We start from the raw sequence: 20,311 nt of genomic DNA on the forward strand, positions 1-20,311 counted from the left end.
AAATAAAATTATGAAAAACTTAAAACACATTTCACTTTTACTGGCAGTAGTGGCGACATTATTTGCCTGTAATGATGATTTTTTGGACACTGCGCCAAAAGATGAACTTTCAAAAGCAACCATATTTAGTACATATAACAACATCAAGCTATATGCATGGGGCTTTTATGATTTCTTAGAGGAGTACCCAACGTCAACATCATGGGCAGCAACAAGAGATCTTCAAGGAGACTTAATGCAAAACGGAAACAGCTCTGTAAATCCAGGTTACTTGAATCAAAATTACATTGTACCTATTAATGATGGAAGATATTCTAATGCATATGAAAATATTAGGCGCGTTAACATCATGTTGGATGCATTACCCGATTCGCCACTTAGTGATGCTGAAAAAGCGCATTGGAGAGGTGTAGGTCTATTTTTCAGAGCGCATGAGTATTTTGGAATGTTACAAACTTTTGGAGGTGTGCCGTGGATTGAGAATGAAATTACAGACCAAGATACGGATGAACTTAATAAACCAAGAGATACGCGCGATTTGGTAGCGGGTAATATTTTAAGAGATCTTAATGAGGCAGTTGCGACTATTTTTGATAATGGTGATGGTCCAAATACTATTAATCCAGATGTAGCTCGAGCGCTATTAGCACGTTTCGCATTATTTGAAGGTACATGGCGTAAATATCATGGATTAGCGGATGCTGCAACGTATTTAAATGCTGCTAATCAGTCGTCTACATATCTGGTTGATAAATATGCCACAATTATGGATAACTATGATGCTGTGTTTAATTCTCTAGACTTAGGAGGGCAACCTGGAATTTTGTTGTATAGACATTATGTAATTGATGAATTAACACATTGGGTGAGTACTAATACACGATCTACAAACAACAAATATGATATTACTAGAAAAGGTATAGATAAGTTTTTAACAATAGATGGAAAACCTATTTATAATGCTACTAACACTTTGTATGAGGGTGATCAAGACCATTATGCCGAATTTAGAAACAGAGATAAGCGTATATTAACTATGACGCCTCCACCATATCGCATAAACGGTAATGGTACGCAAACATGGACGCCAACAGGCAACCCGGCAGATGCAGAGTGGTTTGGTCAAGTAGCTGCGGCTACCGGGGGATATCCTTTAAAAGAATTACCAGACAGAAACTGGTCTGGAAGGGTAACAGATAGAGTCCCTAATTTTGAAAGGTTAACCCCAACACAAACAGGAAATGGTTACCGCTTTTGGAAAGTTTATAATGATCATAATGACAGGGTGTCTTCAAGAGACTTAAATGATCTTCCTATATTTAGAATGGGTGAAATTTATCTTATACATGCTGAGGTAAAGTTTGAATTAGGAGAATTCAATCAATCTATTGCCGATGCTACGATTAATAAGCTTAGAGCAAGAGGTGGTGTTGCACCTTTAGATTTAGGAGCGGTAGATGCTAGTTGGGACCCAATGAGAGATCCGACAGTAGACCCTATTTTATGGGAAATACGCAGAGAAAGAGCTATTGAACTTATGGGTGATGGTTTTAGAAGAGAGGATTTAAGACGATGGAAAAAAATGGACTATGCTACCGAAGTAAAATTAGGACGTTGGGTAGCACAATCAGATTTTGGTGTTACATTACCTATTCAAAACAGTGCGCCTGAAGGCTATGTGCAGTTAATTCCTGAAACGCCTCCTACATTTCCCGATCACTATTATTTGTTTCCATTACCGTCTGGTGAGATTTTGTTAAATCCGAATTTGGAACAAAACCCACTTTGGGAATAACATATTTCATTGCACTTGTGTTATAAAAAACGCACAAGTGCATAACAACAATTAATTTAAAAAAAATACAAAAATGAAGTTACTTAAAACATATACCATAATTGCGTTTGCCGCAACTATGATTTTAAACCTGACCTCATGTGATAAAGTTGGAGGAGATTTCGCTCTCGATTATGAGGCAGACCCAGCTTTATTGCCAGAAGTATCATTTTCGGCTTCTGCAACTACAATTATTGAAGGAGAATCTATCACCTTTACAGATACTTCAACTAACGACCCAAGTTTTTGGACATGGTCTTTAGTAGGTTCAGAGTTTGGTGAATACACCGAGCAATCACCTACAGTTATTTATACTGTGCCTGGAGAGTATGATGTAAAGTTAAAAGTTAGAAACGAATATGGTGCTAGTGAAGTATTGCTAGAAGATTATATTATTGTAGAAGGCGAGCCATTGCCATTCGTGTCAATATTTAGATTTGACGGTAACTTGGAAGATACCGAAGGTACAAATGGAATTACAGCTGTTTCCAGCTATGGCGATGTAACTTATGTTGCAGATAGAAATGGCAATGCAAGTAGTGCATATTTAGCACCTCCATTCCCTCCATACTCTCAAGATTTAACGATTCCAGGGTACAAAGGTGTAAGTGGAGATGCAGCAAGAAGTGTTGTAGCATGGTTTAAAACTGGTGCAGGTACAGGTAGAAAGGCTATTGTTGGTTGGGGTACAAATTCACCGGGACAAATGTTTAACGTGATGTTACAAGGCGGACAGGTTCGTGTAGAAGGCGGTGGTTGTAGTCTTAGAACTAGCAGAACTGACTTAATGGATGATCAATGGCATCATTTGGCGGTTACATACGATCCAGCTGATGGTCCTGAAGTAGCTCGTGTTAAAGTTTATATTGATGGTGCTCTGGACGAGAATTTACCTGATGCACCTGGGCAGTCGTTCAATTCAGAAAGGAGAGAAGTTAATACCGATCCCGATGGAATAGATGTTAGAATCGGTCGACCAGCTTATAGAACTGATTATATGTGGGTAGGAGAGTTGGACGATGTGGCTATTTTAGACATCGCATTGAGTCCAGACCAAATTGGAGCTCTTGCTGCTGAATAAAAATTTTATGTAGTATATTAAATGGTAATTAATTGCCATTTGAAATATTTGTTTAGTTTGAGTTAGTTTTAAAAAGATGTTTATTGAAGCGCTGCAATGTAGTCGTAAAATAAGCATCTTTTTTTATTCAAAACTTAATGATTATTTTTTAAAAATTAACAACGTACTTTAAAATGAAACTTAATGGGTAGATATAGTAAAAAAGTAAAATATTTGATTCTGAGCATCTTACTAGCTGTTTCATTTTCTTGTAAAGAACCTCCAAAAAACGAAGCTTCTAATTCTGAAAAATCAAAACCAAACATCATATATATATTGGCAGACGATTTAGGTTATGGAGAATTAGGGGTTTATGGTCAAGAAAAAATAGAAACGCCAAACATTGATGCCTTAGCAAAAAACGGAATGCGTTTCACGCAACATTATACTAGTGCGCCAGTATGTGCGCCAGCAAGATATATGTTGCTTACGGGAAAGCACTCTGGGCATGCCTACATTAGAGGTAATGATGAGTGGAACGAGCGAGGCGATGTATGGGATTACCGAAAAACTATTTTAGACTCTACGCTGGAAGGCCAGCGTCCTATTCCAAAAAACACTTTGCTATTTCCTAAAAAATTACAAGAAAACGGTTATGCTACAGGTATGGTAGGTAAATGGGGTTTAGGCGCTCCGCATACGGAATCATTACCTACCAAAATGGGCTTCGACTTCTTTTTTGGTTACAATTGCCAGCGTCAAGCACATACGTACTACCCAGTACATGTGTATAGGAATGAAAAACGGGTGCATTTAAATAACGACACAATTAAACCATCAAGAAAGTTGTTAAAAGATGCTGACCCAAATGATCCAGAGAGTTATAAAGACTATACACTTAACGACTATACTCCAGAATTGTTTTTTGATGAAATGCTGGGATTCATCGATAGAGAAAAGGATAATCCTTTTTTCTTTTATTGGGCAACCCCAATACCGCATAATCCTATTCAAGCACCACAACGTTGGGTAGATTATTATAAAAAGAAGTTTGGTGAAGAAGAACCTTACTTGGGAAAAATAGGGTATTATCCACACCAAAACCCAAGAGCTGGATATGCGGCCATGATTTCTTATTTAGATGAAAACGTTGGAAAGTTAGTACAATATTTAAAAGATAATGGCCTTTATGAAAACACGTTAATTATGTTTTCTTCAGATAATGGGGTTACATATTCAGGTGGTACCGATGGAGAATTTTTTAATAGTTCTGGAATTTTTGATGAAGAACTTGGTAGGGCCAAGGGCTTTGTGTACGAAGGAGGTATAAGAGTACCTATGATTGCATCGTGGCCTGGACATATAAAGCCAAATACTAAAACGGATTTAATTTCGGCACAATATGATGTTATGGCAACCCTATCAGACTTGGTGGGTTTTGAGAAACCGAAAGACACGGATGGTATTAGCTTTTTACCAACCCTTCGAGGAGAAGATAACGACCAAAAAGAACATGAATTTCTATTCTGGGAATATCCAGAATATGGAGGGCAAGTAGCTATTAGGATGGGAGATTGGAAAGTAGTGCGCCAAAATTTAAAAAACAAAAAGAAAGCACCAACCTTAGAGTTGTATAACCTCAAGGAAGACCCTTCTGAAAACAATAATATTGCTGAAAAACACCCAGAAATTATCAAGAAGGCTGAAGCTATTTTTGCTAACGAGCATCAAGATGCAGAACTAGAACGCTTTAGGATTCCTTTAATTGAAAGTGGCCTAACCAATAATCCTTGAGACAAAAAAGGAAGGTAAAATTCCTTTTTTAGGGTAATGCCCATTTTACGTTAAAACGTGAAATGGGCTTTTTTATGTAATTCTTTCAATATATACCAAACATAACGTTATCATACTTCGTAAAAATAGGCTGCTAATTGAAATAATTTAGTTAATTAAATTCTTATAGAATTATTGATTTTCCAAGGCAGTTTTGGGATTGGAAACCGAAGTATCATAAATAATCATAATTTATGTAGGTTTTTATGTGAAATCATCCAATTTAGAAAAGCCAGAACATATAATTTGTTCTGGCTTTTTTATGTCTTTTCGGGTTGTTTAGACACTACACAATATTGATGACACCACCGTAAGCCTTGTGTTTATTGGTTTTTTAGCGACGTGTAAATTATTCCCCCCTTTTAAGCCGATATTTTCCCCCTAATTTTTTTAACTATTACTCTAACTTGCTACCAATTAATCTGTAAAATAAATAAATATGAAACTAACAACTACATTTTTAAACCGAGCAACTTGTATTTTTGCAATTGTATTGGTAACTACATTTAGTGCTTTTGCACAGACCCCTGTAGCCCATTTTGATTTCAATGGGAATTTAACAGACTCTTCTACGAATGGATATACGTTAACACCTCAAGGCACTTTTGCTGCCGCCTACGAAGCTGACCAAGAAAGTACAGCTAATAGTGCCATTTCTTTCCCAGGTACTTCGGGAGATTATTTGCTTTCTAACTATAATGGAATAACCGGGGCAGCTGCCAGAACAGTTACAGCATGGTTTAAATCCACAACTACCTATGCGCGAAATACAATTGTTGGTTGGGGTACATCAGGGTCAGGTGCTGCGTTTAATGTAATGTTAACTGACGTTGGAGGCATAAGAGTTGAAGGCGGAAGTTCTAACAAAAGAACTTCAGGTCTAGGTCTTAATGATGGCAATTGGCATCATGTTGGAGTTACGTTTGAAGATGATGGAACGCCAACACTAGACGACGTTAAAATTTTTGTTGATGGCGTGGAAATTACATCAGGTCTATTAGGTTTTAATACAGCCACCGCTATTAACACCGCTTCAGGAGCTATGCAAATAGGCAATGCTGTAGATAATGCAAACTATTACTTTAGAAACGGTGCTCTTAATGATATAAGAATTTTTGATAGCGCACTTACAGAAGCACAAATATTAGCTATATCTGGAATTACAGCAGCAGCTCCTGTTGCAGATTTTAGTGCAAGCAATACAGCACCATCAACAGATGAAATTATAAGCTTTACTGATGCATCTACAAATTCACCAACATCATGGTCTTGGGATTTTGGTGCGGTTGATGCTATTGGGAATACAACAGACCCTAACCCTCAGGTATCCTATCCTACAGCAGGTACTTATACGGTTACTTTAACAGCGACCAATGCAGGTGGTAGTGATGACGAAATTAAAACAAGTTATATAACAGTTTCGGCAGGCTCAGGCACAGGAGACCTTCAATTACAATATAATTTTGATGGCGATGTTGCTGATGCGTCATCTTACGGCAGAGACTTAACTGCTACAGGTGCATTTGTGCCATCTTATGAAGCTGATGCAGATGCAAACGCATCAAGTGCCTTAACGGCATCTGGAGTGTATGCAGATCATTTAATAACAGGTTATCCTGGTGTAGCAGCAGATGGTGCAAGAACGGTAACAGGCTGGTTTAAAACTACTGGAACATCTAGAGAACCTATTGTTTCATTTGGAAACAATAGCTCTGGAGAAATGTTTAATGTGATGATAGATGGCAGTACAGATGCTGGAGGATCTGGTTCAGGTTTAACAGGGGTGCCAAGAGTAGAAGGAGGCGGTTCTTCCCTAAAAACCACTGATACAGGATTAAACGACGGCAATTGGCATCATATAGCAGTGACTTACGATCCTGCTGACGGAGATAAATTATCTGATTGTAAAATTTACATTGATGGCGTGCTAAGTACAAACTCTGGCGATACTCCTGGATCTGCAAATCCTGGAACGGGTATTTCATTCAATTCTACGTCAACAGTTATTAATACAAATACAAGTAACTTTTTAAAGGTGGGGTCAGCTGTGTATAATTCATTCACTTTTGATGGAGCTATAGACGATGTACGTATATATTCTCGGGCACTAACAGCAGGAGAGGTAACTCAAGTGGCTAGTCGTCAAACCTTATCTACTGGGTCAACCACAGCGTTAGAGAATACAATTAGAGCATATCCTAACCCAACTGTTGATAAGTTAACTGTTAATATTGGTTCAAAAGAAGATTTTTCTGTAGCGATATACAATGTGTTAGGTAGTCGTGTTAAAACTAATTTAGTTTCAAGAGAGAATGGAGAAGCAGTACTAGATTTTAGTGATTATGCAGTAGGTTTATATTATGTTGAGGTATCAACGGATACCAACCGTACAAGTTTGAAGGTTGTGAGAAAATAATAAATTTCCACTATATTAATAGCAAGATAAAAGATGTAGCATTGTAAAATATGCTACATCTTTTTAAAAAAAAAGAATATTAGAGAAAAGGAAAAAATACAATAATACAATAGTTATGAAAAAGCCCTTATTGAAACTTATGATGCTGTGTTTGCTAACCTGTTTTACCATGGTGAATGCACAGGATTATAAGACCATGATGGACGACCCAAAGTATAATGTTTATGATGTGATACAAAAGGGTAATGCCTATTTTAAGAACAGAGATAAAGGAAAAGGTTCTGGTTATAAACAATTTCAAAGATGGATTATAGCTAACGAAGACCGCTTTTACCCTTCTGGAGAGCGAACAAAAGTAGATCCAAGATTAGTGTATTACCTTGGTAAATCCAAACACGATTTTGAAGCTACTTTAAAATCTTCTTCTGGTAAAATTCTTTTAAATCCAGTTCAGGATAGCGAGTGGGAGGAAATAGGGCCGTTTGTTGAACTCAAAGAGCCATTTAGTGATAGGCGTAATGGTAACGGTAGGGTAGATGCTATTTGGGTAAATCCCACAAATGAAAATCATATTTATATAGGCTGTCGCGGTGGTGGTTTATGGGCAACGACCAATGGAGGGCAGTCTTGGACACCAAAAACAGATGGTTTAGGAATTACGGGTATTTGGAGTTTGGCAGTAAACCCTAACAATACTGACGAAATTTATATTTCTACCAATGTTGGGGGCAGTGGTAATTACAGTATAGGAATTTTTAAAACTACCGATGGAGGCAATACATGGAATCCTACAGGGTATGCGCTAGATATTCCTTCAACATACACCCGTGTTCATAAAATTCTAATGAACCCCAGCGATACTAACATGTTATTTGCGGCAACGTCTAACGGTCTTTTAAAGTCGCCCGATGGATTTCAAACATTTACAACAGTACTCACGGGAGATATTACAGATATTGAGTTTAAGCCGGGAGATCCATCAATAGTATATGCTACCAATAAGACAAATAGAACGCTATATAGGTCGACTGATACTGGAGGTAATTTTACAGCTACGTCTGCAACAGCAACAGATCCTCAAGTAGCGGTATCGGCAGCAGCACCAAATAACGTTTATTTTGTTGGAGATAAAGTCAGCTTTAAATCAACCGATAATGGACTTACCTTTATACAAGGTGGTATTCCAGATGCTGAAAGAGGCCAATATGGCGGTTTTGCTGTTTCTGATACCAACCCTAATCTTATTATAAACGGTAGTCTTGATACTTACAGGTCTACAAATGGTGGCGACAGTTTCACTAAAGTAACCAACTGGATATATGGAAGTTCTACTGGTGTTGGCGGTAACTTTGTACATGCCGATATTCGTGAGATAGAAGTGGTAAACGGTACAATCTATCTTGGAACAGACGGATGGTTAGTGAAAAGTACCGATGGTGGCTTAAATTATGAAGTACTCACATACACTGTGGGTAACCATGAAATATACCAACATGGTATGGGCGTTTCTCAATCAGACGATGCCACTTTAGTTGTAGGAGTACAAGATAATGGCACCAGTATTTGGTATCAAGGTCAGTGGAATCACTGGAAAGGTGGCGATGGTGGTACCAGTATGATAGATCACTCCGACCATAACATTATCTACGGGTCTTTATACAATGGAGATTTTAAAAGAACCGATACCGGTGGTTTAACGGGAACAAGAATAGACTTAGGGGATACAAAACCCGGATCTTTACCACCACTTATTCAACATCCAACGGATCCTGCCACCATATTTTTAGGTGAAGGAAGTGGGCAGATATGGAAATCAACAAATAGAGGTGGTTCTTGGACTACAATAGCTGATTTAGGTGTAAATGATGTGATTGATGAAATGGCTATCGCGCCTTCCAACGCTGATTATATTTATGCTTCTATAAAAAATAGAATATGGCGTACAACAGACGGTGGTGCTAATTGGTCTGAAATCACAAGTGGATTAACCAATCGTGTGATTAAAGGAATAGCTGTAGATTATGATGACCCAAATCATGTCTCTGTTTGTTTTACAGGTTATGCCAATAATGAAAAAGCTTATACAACCTCAGATGGTGGTGGAACGTGGACTAACATTTCCGCAGGATTACCCAATCTTACAACATCCGATATAGTATATGATAATTCTGCAAACAATGCACTGTATATAGCAACAGATATAGGTGTGTATTATAAAGATGATACCTTAACCGAATGGCAGGCTTTTGGATTAGGATTACCAAACGTGGTAGTTAACGATTTAGAAATTCAGCACAATACACAACAGTTGTACGCAGCCACTTGGGGGCGTGGTGTTTGGAGAGCTGAATTGGTGGGCGAAGATGAAGCGCCAACAAGTAAGTTCGGTTCAGATACCCAAAGTATTTTTGAGGGTGAAACTATTAATTTTACTGATGAGTCTATCGGGTTTCCAGATGCGTGGAGTTGGACATTTGAAGGGGGGGCACCAGCTACCAGTACAAACGAAAAACCGAGTGTAACGTATGCAATGGCAGGAACATACAAAGTAACATTAACCGTTACTAACGCTTTTGGATCAGATACAAAGGAAGTAGATGGCTATGTAATAGTAAATCAAGCGTCTACTCCAGTTGCAAATTTTGAGGTGGATACGCAAACTGTTTTTGAAGGTAACTTTGTGAATTTTACCGATACCTCTACCAATTTACCTTCATCATGGAGCTGGACATTTGAAGGTGGAACACCAGCGTCAAGTACAGAACAAAACCCGACGGTTGTTTATAATACTTTAGGTACTTATAAAGTTACCTTAACTGCTACCAATCAATTCGGATCAGATACAAAAGAGGAGGTTGGGTATATTACAGTAACTGAAAATCAAGGGTCGGGACCTTTACAAGCACATTTTAATTTTCAAGGTGATATTCAAGATTCCTCTTCTTATTCAAGAGACCTTATTGCCGTTGGAGAACAAAATATAACCTACGTTAATGATAAGGATGGCAATGCAAATAGTGCTTTTCAAATCAATGGACAATATTTAGAGAACACTTATACAGGCGTTGGAGGTACCGACGAAAGAACAGTAACCGCTTGGATAAAAACTACAAACGCTGGTTCTAGAAAAACTGTAGTTTCTTGGGGAGAAAATTCTACTGGGCAGATGTGGAACGTTATGGTAGATAATGGTAACATTAGAGTAGAGGGAGGATCGTGTAATGTACAGAATGACGATTCTACCGTAGCAAGATTAGACGGCGATACGTGGCGACACATTGCAGTAACTTACAACGCTGCTGATGGTACTACTATGAATACTATCAAACTTTATATTGATGGGGTGTACTATGCCAATCAACCAGATTCTGGAGACTCATTTAGTTCAGAAACAACAGTTATAAATACAAGCACTGCCACCAATCTTAGAGTGGGAAGTGCTGCATATAACGCAATTTACGACTGGATAGGTGAATTGGATGATGTACGTGTGTATTCAAAAGCATTATCTGCGGCCGAAATTGTAACCGTAATGAATGAAACGCCTGATATGCCACCAGTAGCTAATTTTGTTGCCGATGATGTAAATCCGTTTATTAATGAAACCGTATCATTTACAGATACGTCTTCTGGAACACCTACATCATGGAGTTGGACATTTACGGGAGGTTCACCAGCAGCAAGTACCGAACAAAACCCTCAAGTAATATATACTTCAGAGGGAACTTACCAAGTGTCTTTAACAGTAACCAATGCTTTTGGTACAGATACAAAAACAGAAACAAACTTTATTACAGTAACAGTGCCACCTGCACCAACAGCAGATTTTAGTGCTAATGTTACAGAAATATGGGAAGGGGAACAGATTACATTCTCTGACGAGTCCACAGATGCCCCAACAGAATGGGATTGGGCTTTTGAAGGAGGCGAGCCTTCTACAAGCACCGAGCAAAATCCTGTAGTAACCTATAATGCTGAAGGACTTTATAAAGTTACCTTAACGGTTACAAATCCTCAGGGCTCAGATACGAAAGAAGTTGTAGATTATATTTTGGTGAAAAAACCTGTTGAAGTTAATTTAAATCAAGATAATTATTCGGTTTCAATAACAAGCGAAACTTGTAGAAATAGTAACAATGGCAAAATAAGCATAACACCTTTAGCAGATTATCCTTATACCGCTGTTATAACGGGTAATGGTGTAAACAATTCCATAGAATTTGGTGTTAATTCGCCGTTATCGATAGAGAATTTATCAGCAGGATCATATACCATTTGCATAACTGTTGCAGATGCACCAGATTATGAACAATGTTTTACTGTGCAGGTTAACGAACCAGAAAATTTAAGTGTATTCTCAAAAGTTTCAAATTCAAAAGAGATAGTTTCTTTGGATCTTGCTGGGTCTTCATCTTACCATATTTATTTAAATGGTGAAACGTTTACGGTAATGGAAAGTAGTATCAACCTAGAATTAAATCCTGGTGCGTTTAATGTCTTAAAAGTTTACACCAATAAAACGTGTCAAGGTGTTTATGAAGAAACGTTTGATTTTAGAGGAGAAACTCACTTCTTTCCAAATCCTGCTAAAAACAATATCAACATAGTTTTAAGCGAATCGTTTCATATTAGTAAATCATTAAATATATCCATTCATACTGCTACAGGTCAAAGGGTGTATCTAAAAGAATATAAAGAAAAAGAGCAATCAAAACAATTGACAATTCCATTAGAGCGTCTTAAGCAAGGTGTTTATTTTATAAATATTTCCAGTGAAAGTCAATCTAAAACGCAAAAAATTATAAAGTTATGAGAAAGTTTTTAATGTATACCTGTATTATTGGGTTGCTGTTTAACTGCAGTAGTGGTGGTGATGATGATGGTGGTGGAACACCAGAACCACAACCAAAAAAGCCAACAGCTGCAGTCCTAGTTTTTCCGAATCAAAATTCAGAATGTACCGAGGGAACTAATATTACAGCTACAAATAGCACTGTGTTATTTAAATGGAATGCAGGCGCTAATACAGACTCCTACGACGTAGTATTAAAAAATTTAATCACCGCTGAAACCACAACGCATTCATCTACAACCAATGAAAAAAGCATTGAACTTTTAAGGGCTACGCCATATTCATGGTATGTAATTTCTAAATCTGATGACGTTACGGATACTGCTAACAGTAGCACCTGGAAATTTTACAATGCTGGTGAGGGTGTAGTCACATATGCACCGTTTCCTGCAGTGGCTGTAGCTCCTGTCGATGGTGCATCTATAGCTACTACAACTACTGTAACTTTAGAATGGACAGGAAGTGATGTGGATAATGATATTGCTAATTATGATGTTTATTTTGCTGAAGAAGGAACTACTTTAAGCGATATTGCTAATGGTATAACAGCTAATAATGTATCAAGTGTGAGTGTAGCCTCAGGTAAAAGCTACAAGTGGTATGTGCTAACTACTGATGATGAAGGCAATACTTCAAATTCTGAAGTGTTTAGCTTCTCGGTTCAGTAAATATTAAAATCTATTTCACGAAATAATTATGAAAAGTATTAGCAAAAAGTTTGTTGTTTTTGTGCTATTTATGCTAGCATTATCTGCATTAGCGATCTATTTACACATGCTAAACAAAAAAGTAAATAAAGAAGAGCATGATTACCCCGTGTGGATTGAAATGATGGAAACCCCAGGGGTTAATTTAGAAGAAGCAAGACAAGCTTTTGATGCCTATTGGGAGCACCACGAACATTATAGAGGGGATAAGTCTAAGAAATTTGAAAGATGGTATGCTAGGAATAGCAAACGCTTGGATGCTTATGGCAATGTAGTTCCACAGGCAGAAATAGTGGCCGAATATCAAAAAGCAAGAGAATTATCAAATTTTGCACAGCAAGGGCAGTGGATTAATTACGGCCCAATAGATGTAGGGCCTCGTAATGGTATAAAAAAAGATGGTGGACGTGTGAAAGATGTTGAATTTCACCCTACAGATCCAAACATGTACTATGTGTCCTGTTTTAAAGGTGGATTGTTTACAACAGATAATGCAGGTCTTAATTGGACGCCTTTAACTGACCAAATTCCAGATGAAGTTTTAATATCTAAAGTAAGGCCTTCAAATCCTAGCAACATAATTATTGGGACTGATTTGGGTGTAAAATACACAACTAACGGTGGAACGGTATGGAATGCATCAACAGGAATATCTGGAGAAACAAACGCTTTAATCATCAAGCCCGATAATGAAAATATAGTTATAGCTGGTAACGATTTTGGTATATACAGGTCTGTAGATGGTGGCGTATCCTTTGTACAGGTGCAATCGGCGAAATCGGTTGAAGAACTAAGAATGCACCCCACAAATCCACAAATTATGTACGCTGGTACCAATGGAGGTTCACAAAATTCTTCTACCGAATTTTCACAGTTCTTTCGTTCTATTGATGGCGGTTTAAACTGGGTAGAAAATACAACAGATTTTGGAGATGGTACATTTATGAAAATAGCTGTAACTCCTGCACAACCAAACTATGTTTATGTTATCAATTCGAGAGACCATTTAGGTACAGATTCTTTTGACGGCGTTTACCGATCTACAGATTCTGGAGCCAGTTTTACAAAACGTTCTGTTAGTCCAGATAATATCGTGAACTATAATGATAATGGAAACATTGATACGGGCTCCAGAGGGCAACCGAATTATAATTTATTTATTGTTGCAGACCCAAACAATGCCGATATTTTATATGGCGGTGGCGTAAAATCATGGAAGTCTGTAGACGGAGGTGCTAACTGGACTCAGTTTTACAGGGATGTATCCTCTGATGGAGGTGATATACATATAGACCAGTTAACTTGGGCATATTCCCCTCATGATGATACGTTGTTTGCCGTTAATGACGGCGGTATTTATTATTTGAATTCAAATGATAAATTTCAACAGATTACCGATGGATTGCCAATTGCAGAAGTTTGGGAGTGTACTCAAAGTCAGCAAAATTCGACTAATGTTGCTGGAGGTACATTTCACTGTGGGATTAAATTAAACAGAAGTGGTGTATGGACTAGCCCATGGGGTGGTGACGAATCTACTGTGCTTTTCGATTATTCAGATGATACATATGCGTACCATTTCAAATACGATAGAATTCATAGATCAAGTAATGGCGGTATGACATTCCAACGTATCAATAATAACGCAGATAGAGGCGAATACACAGGAACTGGAGTTTTGGATAAAAGTGATGTAAATACGCTGTTTGTTGGATTGTTTGAAGTGGAACGTATCAATAATGCACGTACCGCAAACTCGTCAACAGTGTGGGATAAAATTTCCTCTTTTGGAGGGTCAACCAGAATTCAGAAGATAGAACAAAGTGATGCTGATCATAATATTTTGTACGTTTCAAGAGGAAGCGGTTCGTTTTATAGGTCGGATAATGTAAGAGATGCAAGTCCTGTGTTTACCAATTTAACAGGTAATTTAATAGGCTCGGGTAAAATAACAGATATTGCCACACACCCAACAAATGCAAATATTGTTTATGTTCTCAGGGGTAATAAAGTGTATAGGTCTCCAGACAAAGGAGGCTCTTGGACAGATATCTCTACAGGCTTACCAAACATTCCGCTTTTAGAAATGGTTTACGATAAAACAAGCGATGAAGGCATCTATATTGGTACTGATATGGGCGTGTATTATAAAGATGCCACAATGGGTAGTTGGATTGATTATTCCAATGGATTAGCCGTAGTAAGGGTTTCTGGAATGGATATCTATTATGGTGCTAACAGAAACGAGAGTTTTATAACGGTTTCTACTGATGGTAGAGGCTTTTGGAGATCCGCCTTAAATGATGTTACAGTTCCTACAACCGCAGCTAATTTCTCAGCGGATACACAAACAGTTATTGTAAATAACTCTGTATCTTTTACAGATGCTTCCACAGGAGACCCGATGGCCTGGGAATGGGTTTTTGAAGGTGGTACACCGGAAACAAGTACCAGCCAAACCCCTGTAATACAATATGCCACAACGGGCACGTATAAAGTAACTTTAAAAGTTAGTGGTCTTGGTGGGATAGACACTAGAGAAGAGGTTGGATACATTACTGTAATCAACAATCCAGGAGGCTCAGGTCCTTTGCAAGCACATTACAATTTTGATCAGAGTATATCGGATTCGTCTTCTTATTCCAGAGGGTTGTCCGTCATAGGGGGGTTCTCGCCTTCATATGTGGATGATCGCGATGGAAATTCTGAAAATGCCTATTTGGCACCGGGTAGTTCAGGCTTTTATTTGACCAACCCTTATAAAGGTATCGGCGGCACCGGTGAGCGTACTGTTACAGCTTGGATAAAAACTACTACCGCTGGAACCAGAAAAACTATTGTGTCGTGGGGAGCTAATTCTTCTGGACAGATGTGGAATGTGATGGTTGAGAATGGGAATATTCGTGTTGAAGGTGGGGGGTCCAATGTCCAAAATGATGATTCTACAGTAGCAAGGTTGGATGGAGATACGTGGCGCCATATTGCTGTGACTTACAATCCAACGGATGGAGATAAGCTAAGTGATGTAAAACTTTACATTGATGGTGTGTATTATGCCAACCAACCAGATATAGTAGATTCTTTTCAATCTGAAACCACAGTTATTAATACAGAAAACACTGTTAACGATTTGCAAATAGGTAATGCTGGCTATAATGACAACTATTACTGGTTGGGCGAATTGGATGATGTACGTATATATTCGAAGGCTTTGACCATAGGGGAGATTAATACAGTATTGGTTGGAGGTACTTTGAGTATTGAGAATAATGGGTTTGAAAATAATGAGATTAAAGTTTATCCAAACCCTGTGAAAGATTTTTTAAAAATTAAGTCTAGTAACATGGAAAAGTTGAACCTTAAACTTTTCGATATAAAAGGTAAACAATTGAATAAAGTTTACGGTAATAAAATTGATATGTCTTCCTTTGTTTCTGGGTTTTACATACTTACTGTAAGTTCTGGTGTTAAACAGGCTTCGTATAAAATATTGAAAAACTAAATACTCAATAGGCGTTATTTCTTAAAACTATGAATGCGATAAAAAATAAAATTTTAAAATTTATAATACTCCTAGCAATAAGTCTAAATGTGTTTTCCTGTTTTTCAAAAAAAATAAATTCGGTTAACGAATCAAAACCTAACATAGTATTTATTCTTGTAGATGATTTAGGCTGGAGTGATGTGGGTTTTATGGGTAATCCTGTATACGAAACATTAAATTTGGATAAATTATCTATGGAAAGCGTAACGTTTTCTAATGCTTATGCTCCAGCGGCAAATTGTGCACCAAGTAGAGCATGTATTTTAACAGGTAAAAATACCCCAAGGCACGGTATCTATACTGTAGGATCTTCTGAAAGAGGAAAGGCTGCAAATAGAAAACTAATACCTACGAAGAATACTAAAACATTAAAAGAAGACTTTATAACGTTGGGTGAAGTTCTAAAAGCTAAAGGATATCAAACGGCCACAATGGGCAAATGGCACCTAAGTGATAACCCAACAACCCAAGGGTTTGATGTAAATGTTGGCGGGTCTCATGCTGGTCATCCAAAATCGTATTTCAGCCCTTATAAAAATCCAGTTTTAGAGGATGGTGAAGATGGAGAGTATTTAACGGATAGACTTACCAATGAAGCCATCAGCTTTATAGAGTCTAATAGCACAAAGCCATTTTTCCTCTATTTGCCTTACTTTACAGTACATACACCGCTGCAAGGAAAAAAAGATTTAGTTGAGAAGTATAAGGAAAAAATAAAAGGAGATAAACGCTTTAATGCGGAGTATGGTGCTATGGTAGAGAGTATGGATGCCAATGTAGGAAGAATTTTAGAAGCATTGAAAACGCTAAATATTTCTGAAAACACCATTGTTGTTTTTACATCAGATAACGGTGGTTTGGCTAGTGTATCTTCACAATTTCCAATTCGTGCAGGAAAAGGTTCTTACTACGAAGGAGGTATTAGAGTGCCTTTTGTAATGCGATGGCCAAATAAAATAAAGCAACCTAAAAAGGAAGATACTCCAATAACAGGATTGGATATTTTTCCAACAATTCTTGAAGCTGTAAACGATACCAAAGATTATGAATTAGACGGGAATTCAATACTACCATTAGTTTTAAACAATAAACCTTTTACTGAACGGTCGTTGTTTTGGCATTTTCCGATATATTTACAGGGTGTAAATCCACTTAAGGATGAAGCAAGAGATTCTTTATTTAGAACACGCCCAGGAAGCGTGATTAGAAAGGGCAAATGGAAGCTACACGAATATTTTGAGGACAATGCACTAGAGCTTTATAATCTGGAAGCGGACTTGAGAGAACAAGAAGATGTTTCAGAAAAATACCCGAATATTACCAAGGAACTGCATCGCGAACTTGTAGCTTGGAGAAACAAAAGTAATGCACCTGTTCCAAAGGAATTAAATCCAAGGTATGTGTCCAATTAAAACGACATTATTTATCATACATCATGCATAGAAGAGATTATATAAAAACCATTACATTAGGCTCTATTTTGCCAATAGCTCTGGGATGTAAGGATTCATTAATATCTGGTAATTATTCCAAAGGCCCAGGAAAAGTACGTTTCAAAAGCAATTGGCACCAATGGGATGACATGAAGTGGGCAGGACCCGAATATTGGGGAAACACATTACAGGACTGGATGATTTCAAAAGGTAGATTGGTATGCGATATAACCAATAAAAACAGAAATATTCACCTACTAACGCTTCAAAATCCTAACGGGAATGCAGCATTAAAAATGGATGTTTCGATACAATTAATGCATACTGATATTTCTAAGGCAAATAGTGGTTGTATTGGTTTTAGAATAGGTGCAAAAGGACCTTTTGATGATTACAGGTCTGCCGCAGTTTTTGGAAAGGGGATTGATATTGGTCTAACACCTCAAGGACAATTGAAGGTTGGTGATCAATTTTATCAATCAGATTTAGCAGAAACGCCTAAAGCCTTCAATATATATGTTTCAACCAAAGCGAAAGATGATTTAAACCAGTATGTTGCTGTTAAGATTGAAGATATAGCGTCTGGCAATATGTTGTTTGAACAGGACAATATAGTTGTGCCAAATGAAGATTTAAAAGGCAATATAGCCTTACTTGCAGATATTGATATAAAAGGTAAGGTATTGCAGAATAGACCATCAGTTGCCTTTGAAGACTGGATTATAGAATCAGATAATTTATATCAAAATAAAGATCATATTTTTGGTCCTATATGTTTTGCACAATACACGCTAAATAAAAATACATTAAAACTTACCGGACAGTTTTCACCCATTGAAACTATAAAAGACCATAGTATTGAAGTAGCATTCCAGCACAATGGTACGTGGAAAAGCATGTTAAAAACCAAGCTGAAACATGAAGGTAGAGCCGTTAATTTTAAATTTGATAACTGGAATTATAATTACGATGTGCCTTATCGCATATCAGTAAAAATACCTCTTAAAAATGAGATTATAGAATATCAATACGATGGTACAATAGCTAAAGAACCATTAGATCAAGATAATTTAAAAGCAGCGGTATTCAGCTGTAATTTTCATTTTGGTTTTCCCGATGCAGATATCCATGAGAGCGTATCTAAACTTAATCCCGATGTTATTATGTTTTTGGGAGACCAGTTTTATGAAGGGACCGGTGGGTTCGGGGCAAAATTCCAGGGGGATTACGATAAAATGTGCTTAGACTATCTGCGTAAATGGATGATGTTTGGGTGGTCTTACAGAGAAATTTTTAGACATAAGCCATGTGCCATTATACCAGATGATCATGATGTTTACCATGGCAACATTTGGGGAGAAGAAGGAAAATTAGCTGATACTAGTAATGGTTTTGGCGCCTCTGCTCAAGATAGTGGTGGCTACAAAATGCCTCCGGAATGGGTTAATATGGTGCAGTTTACGCAAACCAGTCACTTGCCTGATCCTTACGACGCTACGCCAGTAAAAAATAATATTGGGGTGTATTATACGCATTGGAACTATGGTGGCATAAGTTTTGCCATTTTGGAGGATAGAAAATTTAAGTCTGCACCAGAGCATATTTTACCAAAGGAAGCTGAGGTTAATAATGGATGGATTATGGCAGATAATTTTGATATAAAAAAATATAAGCACCTTGATGCAGAGTTATTAGGTGAAAGACAAGAATTATTTCTAGAAAATTGGATTGAAGATTGGTCGAATGGTGCACAAATGAAAGCCGTTTTATCACAAACAAATTTTGCAACGGTAGCTACGTTGCCAGAAGGGGCAAAAACAGGAGCTGTAATTCCAAAACTGTATATTCCAGAACTAGGTGAATATATAAAGGGAGATAGACCGACGGTAGATATGGATTCTAATGGTTGGCCGGCAAAGAAAAGAGATAAAGCTATAGAAATAATTCGAAAAGGCTTTGCGTTTCATATAGCAGGTGATCAACACTTGGGGTCGTTTATTCAGTATGGTAAAGATGAATTTGGAGATAGTGGATACGCTTTTGCGGGACCCGCATTAAATAATATATGGCCTCGTAGATTTTGGCCACCAGTAGATAGTTCCAATCATACGTATGATAATCCCGCATATACAGGGAACCATATTGATGGTTTTGGAAATAAAATGACGGTTGAAGCTGTAGCCAATCCTCATAATATGCATAAAGAACCTAAAGTGTTACATAATAGGGCTGTGGGTTATGGTATTGTGACCTTCAACAAAAAAGATAGAACAATTAAAACGGACTGTTATCAAAGGTTTGCTGACCCCCTAGCAGAAGGCGCACAATACCCAGGTTGGCCACAGGTAATTTCGCAAGAAGCAAACTATAGTAGAAAAGCAAAGGCTTACCTGCCTGAAATTAAAGTAAATGGAATAGCCAATCCTGTCATTCAAATTAAAAATGAAAAAACTGGAGTTCTGGTTTATACGCTCCGCATGCTCAATAACATCTTTAAGCCAAAAATATTTGATGATGCTGTGACTTACACTGTAAAAGTAGGAGAGCCAGATAAAAATTTATGGCAAGAAACGAAGTCTGTTAAGGTTGATGGTAACGAATTGGTATTTAATTTCTAGTAAATACTCAGATA

Annotated in this window: 9 protein-coding genes; all 9 read left to right on the forward strand. The window is 37.5% G+C overall.

What is annotated here, in order from left to right:
• Positions 1-10: 10 nt before the first annotated feature.
• The 9 genes from BMY39_RS04240 to BMY39_RS04280 all read left to right on the forward strand — a co-directional run bounded on the left by BMY39_RS04240 (position 11) and on the right by BMY39_RS04280 (position 20,297).
• Positions 11-1,795 (forward strand): RagB/SusD family nutrient uptake outer membrane protein, encoded by a 1,785-nt coding sequence (locus tag BMY39_RS04240; protein ID WP_092575899.1) that lies wholly within the window; start codon positions 11-13, stop codon positions 1,793-1,795.
• A 73-nt stretch (positions 1,796-1,868) separates the two neighbouring features.
• Entirely contained in the window at positions 1,869-2,915 is a 1,047-nt protein-coding gene (locus BMY39_RS04245; RefSeq protein WP_092575904.1) for a LamG-like jellyroll fold domain-containing protein, read from the forward strand.
• Between the two features lie 183 nt (positions 2,916-3,098).
• Entirely contained in the window at positions 3,099-4,688 is a 1,590-nt protein-coding gene (locus tag BMY39_RS04250) for an arylsulfatase (protein WP_092575907.1), read from the forward strand.
• Positions 4,689-5,166: 478 nt separating this feature from the next.
• Positions 5,167-7,143, forward strand: a complete 1,977-nt coding sequence (locus BMY39_RS04255) for a LamG-like jellyroll fold domain-containing protein (RefSeq protein ID WP_092575912.1) — start codon at positions 5,167-5,169, stop codon at positions 7,141-7,143.
• A 115-nt stretch (positions 7,144-7,258) separates the two neighbouring features.
• A complete protein-coding gene (locus BMY39_RS04260) occupies positions 7,259-11,956 on the forward strand; it encodes a PKD domain-containing protein (protein ID WP_092575916.1) in 4,698 nt (1,565 codons plus the stop codon).
• Positions 11,953-12,663, forward strand: coding sequence for a hypothetical protein (locus BMY39_RS04265; RefSeq protein WP_092575919.1), 711 nt, complete (start codon positions 11,953-11,955; stop codon positions 12,661-12,663). Before BMY39_RS04260 ends, BMY39_RS04265 begins: the two co-directional genes overlap by 4 nt.
• A 28-nt stretch (positions 12,664-12,691) precedes the next feature.
• Positions 12,692-16,204 carry a LamG-like jellyroll fold domain-containing protein gene (locus BMY39_RS04270; protein WP_092575922.1) on the forward strand — a complete coding sequence of 1,171 codons (3,513 nt, stop codon included), beginning with the start codon at positions 12,692-12,694 and terminating at the stop codon, positions 16,202-16,204.
• A 29-nt stretch (positions 16,205-16,233) separates the two neighbouring features.
• Positions 16,234-17,658 carry a sulfatase gene (locus BMY39_RS04275; RefSeq protein ID WP_092575925.1) on the forward strand — a complete coding sequence of 475 codons (1,425 nt, stop codon included), beginning with the start codon at positions 16,234-16,236 and terminating at the stop codon, positions 17,656-17,658.
• Positions 17,659-17,681: 23 nt separating this feature from the next.
• Entirely contained in the window at positions 17,682-20,297 is a 2,616-nt protein-coding gene (locus BMY39_RS04280; protein ID WP_092575928.1) for an alkaline phosphatase D family protein, read from the forward strand.
• The last annotated feature ends 14 nt before the right edge of the window (positions 20,298-20,311 follow it).

The organism is Hyunsoonleella jejuensis (assembly GCF_900111025.1).
GTDB lineage: Bacteria > Bacteroidota > Bacteroidia > Flavobacteriales > Flavobacteriaceae > Jejuia > Jejuia jejuensis.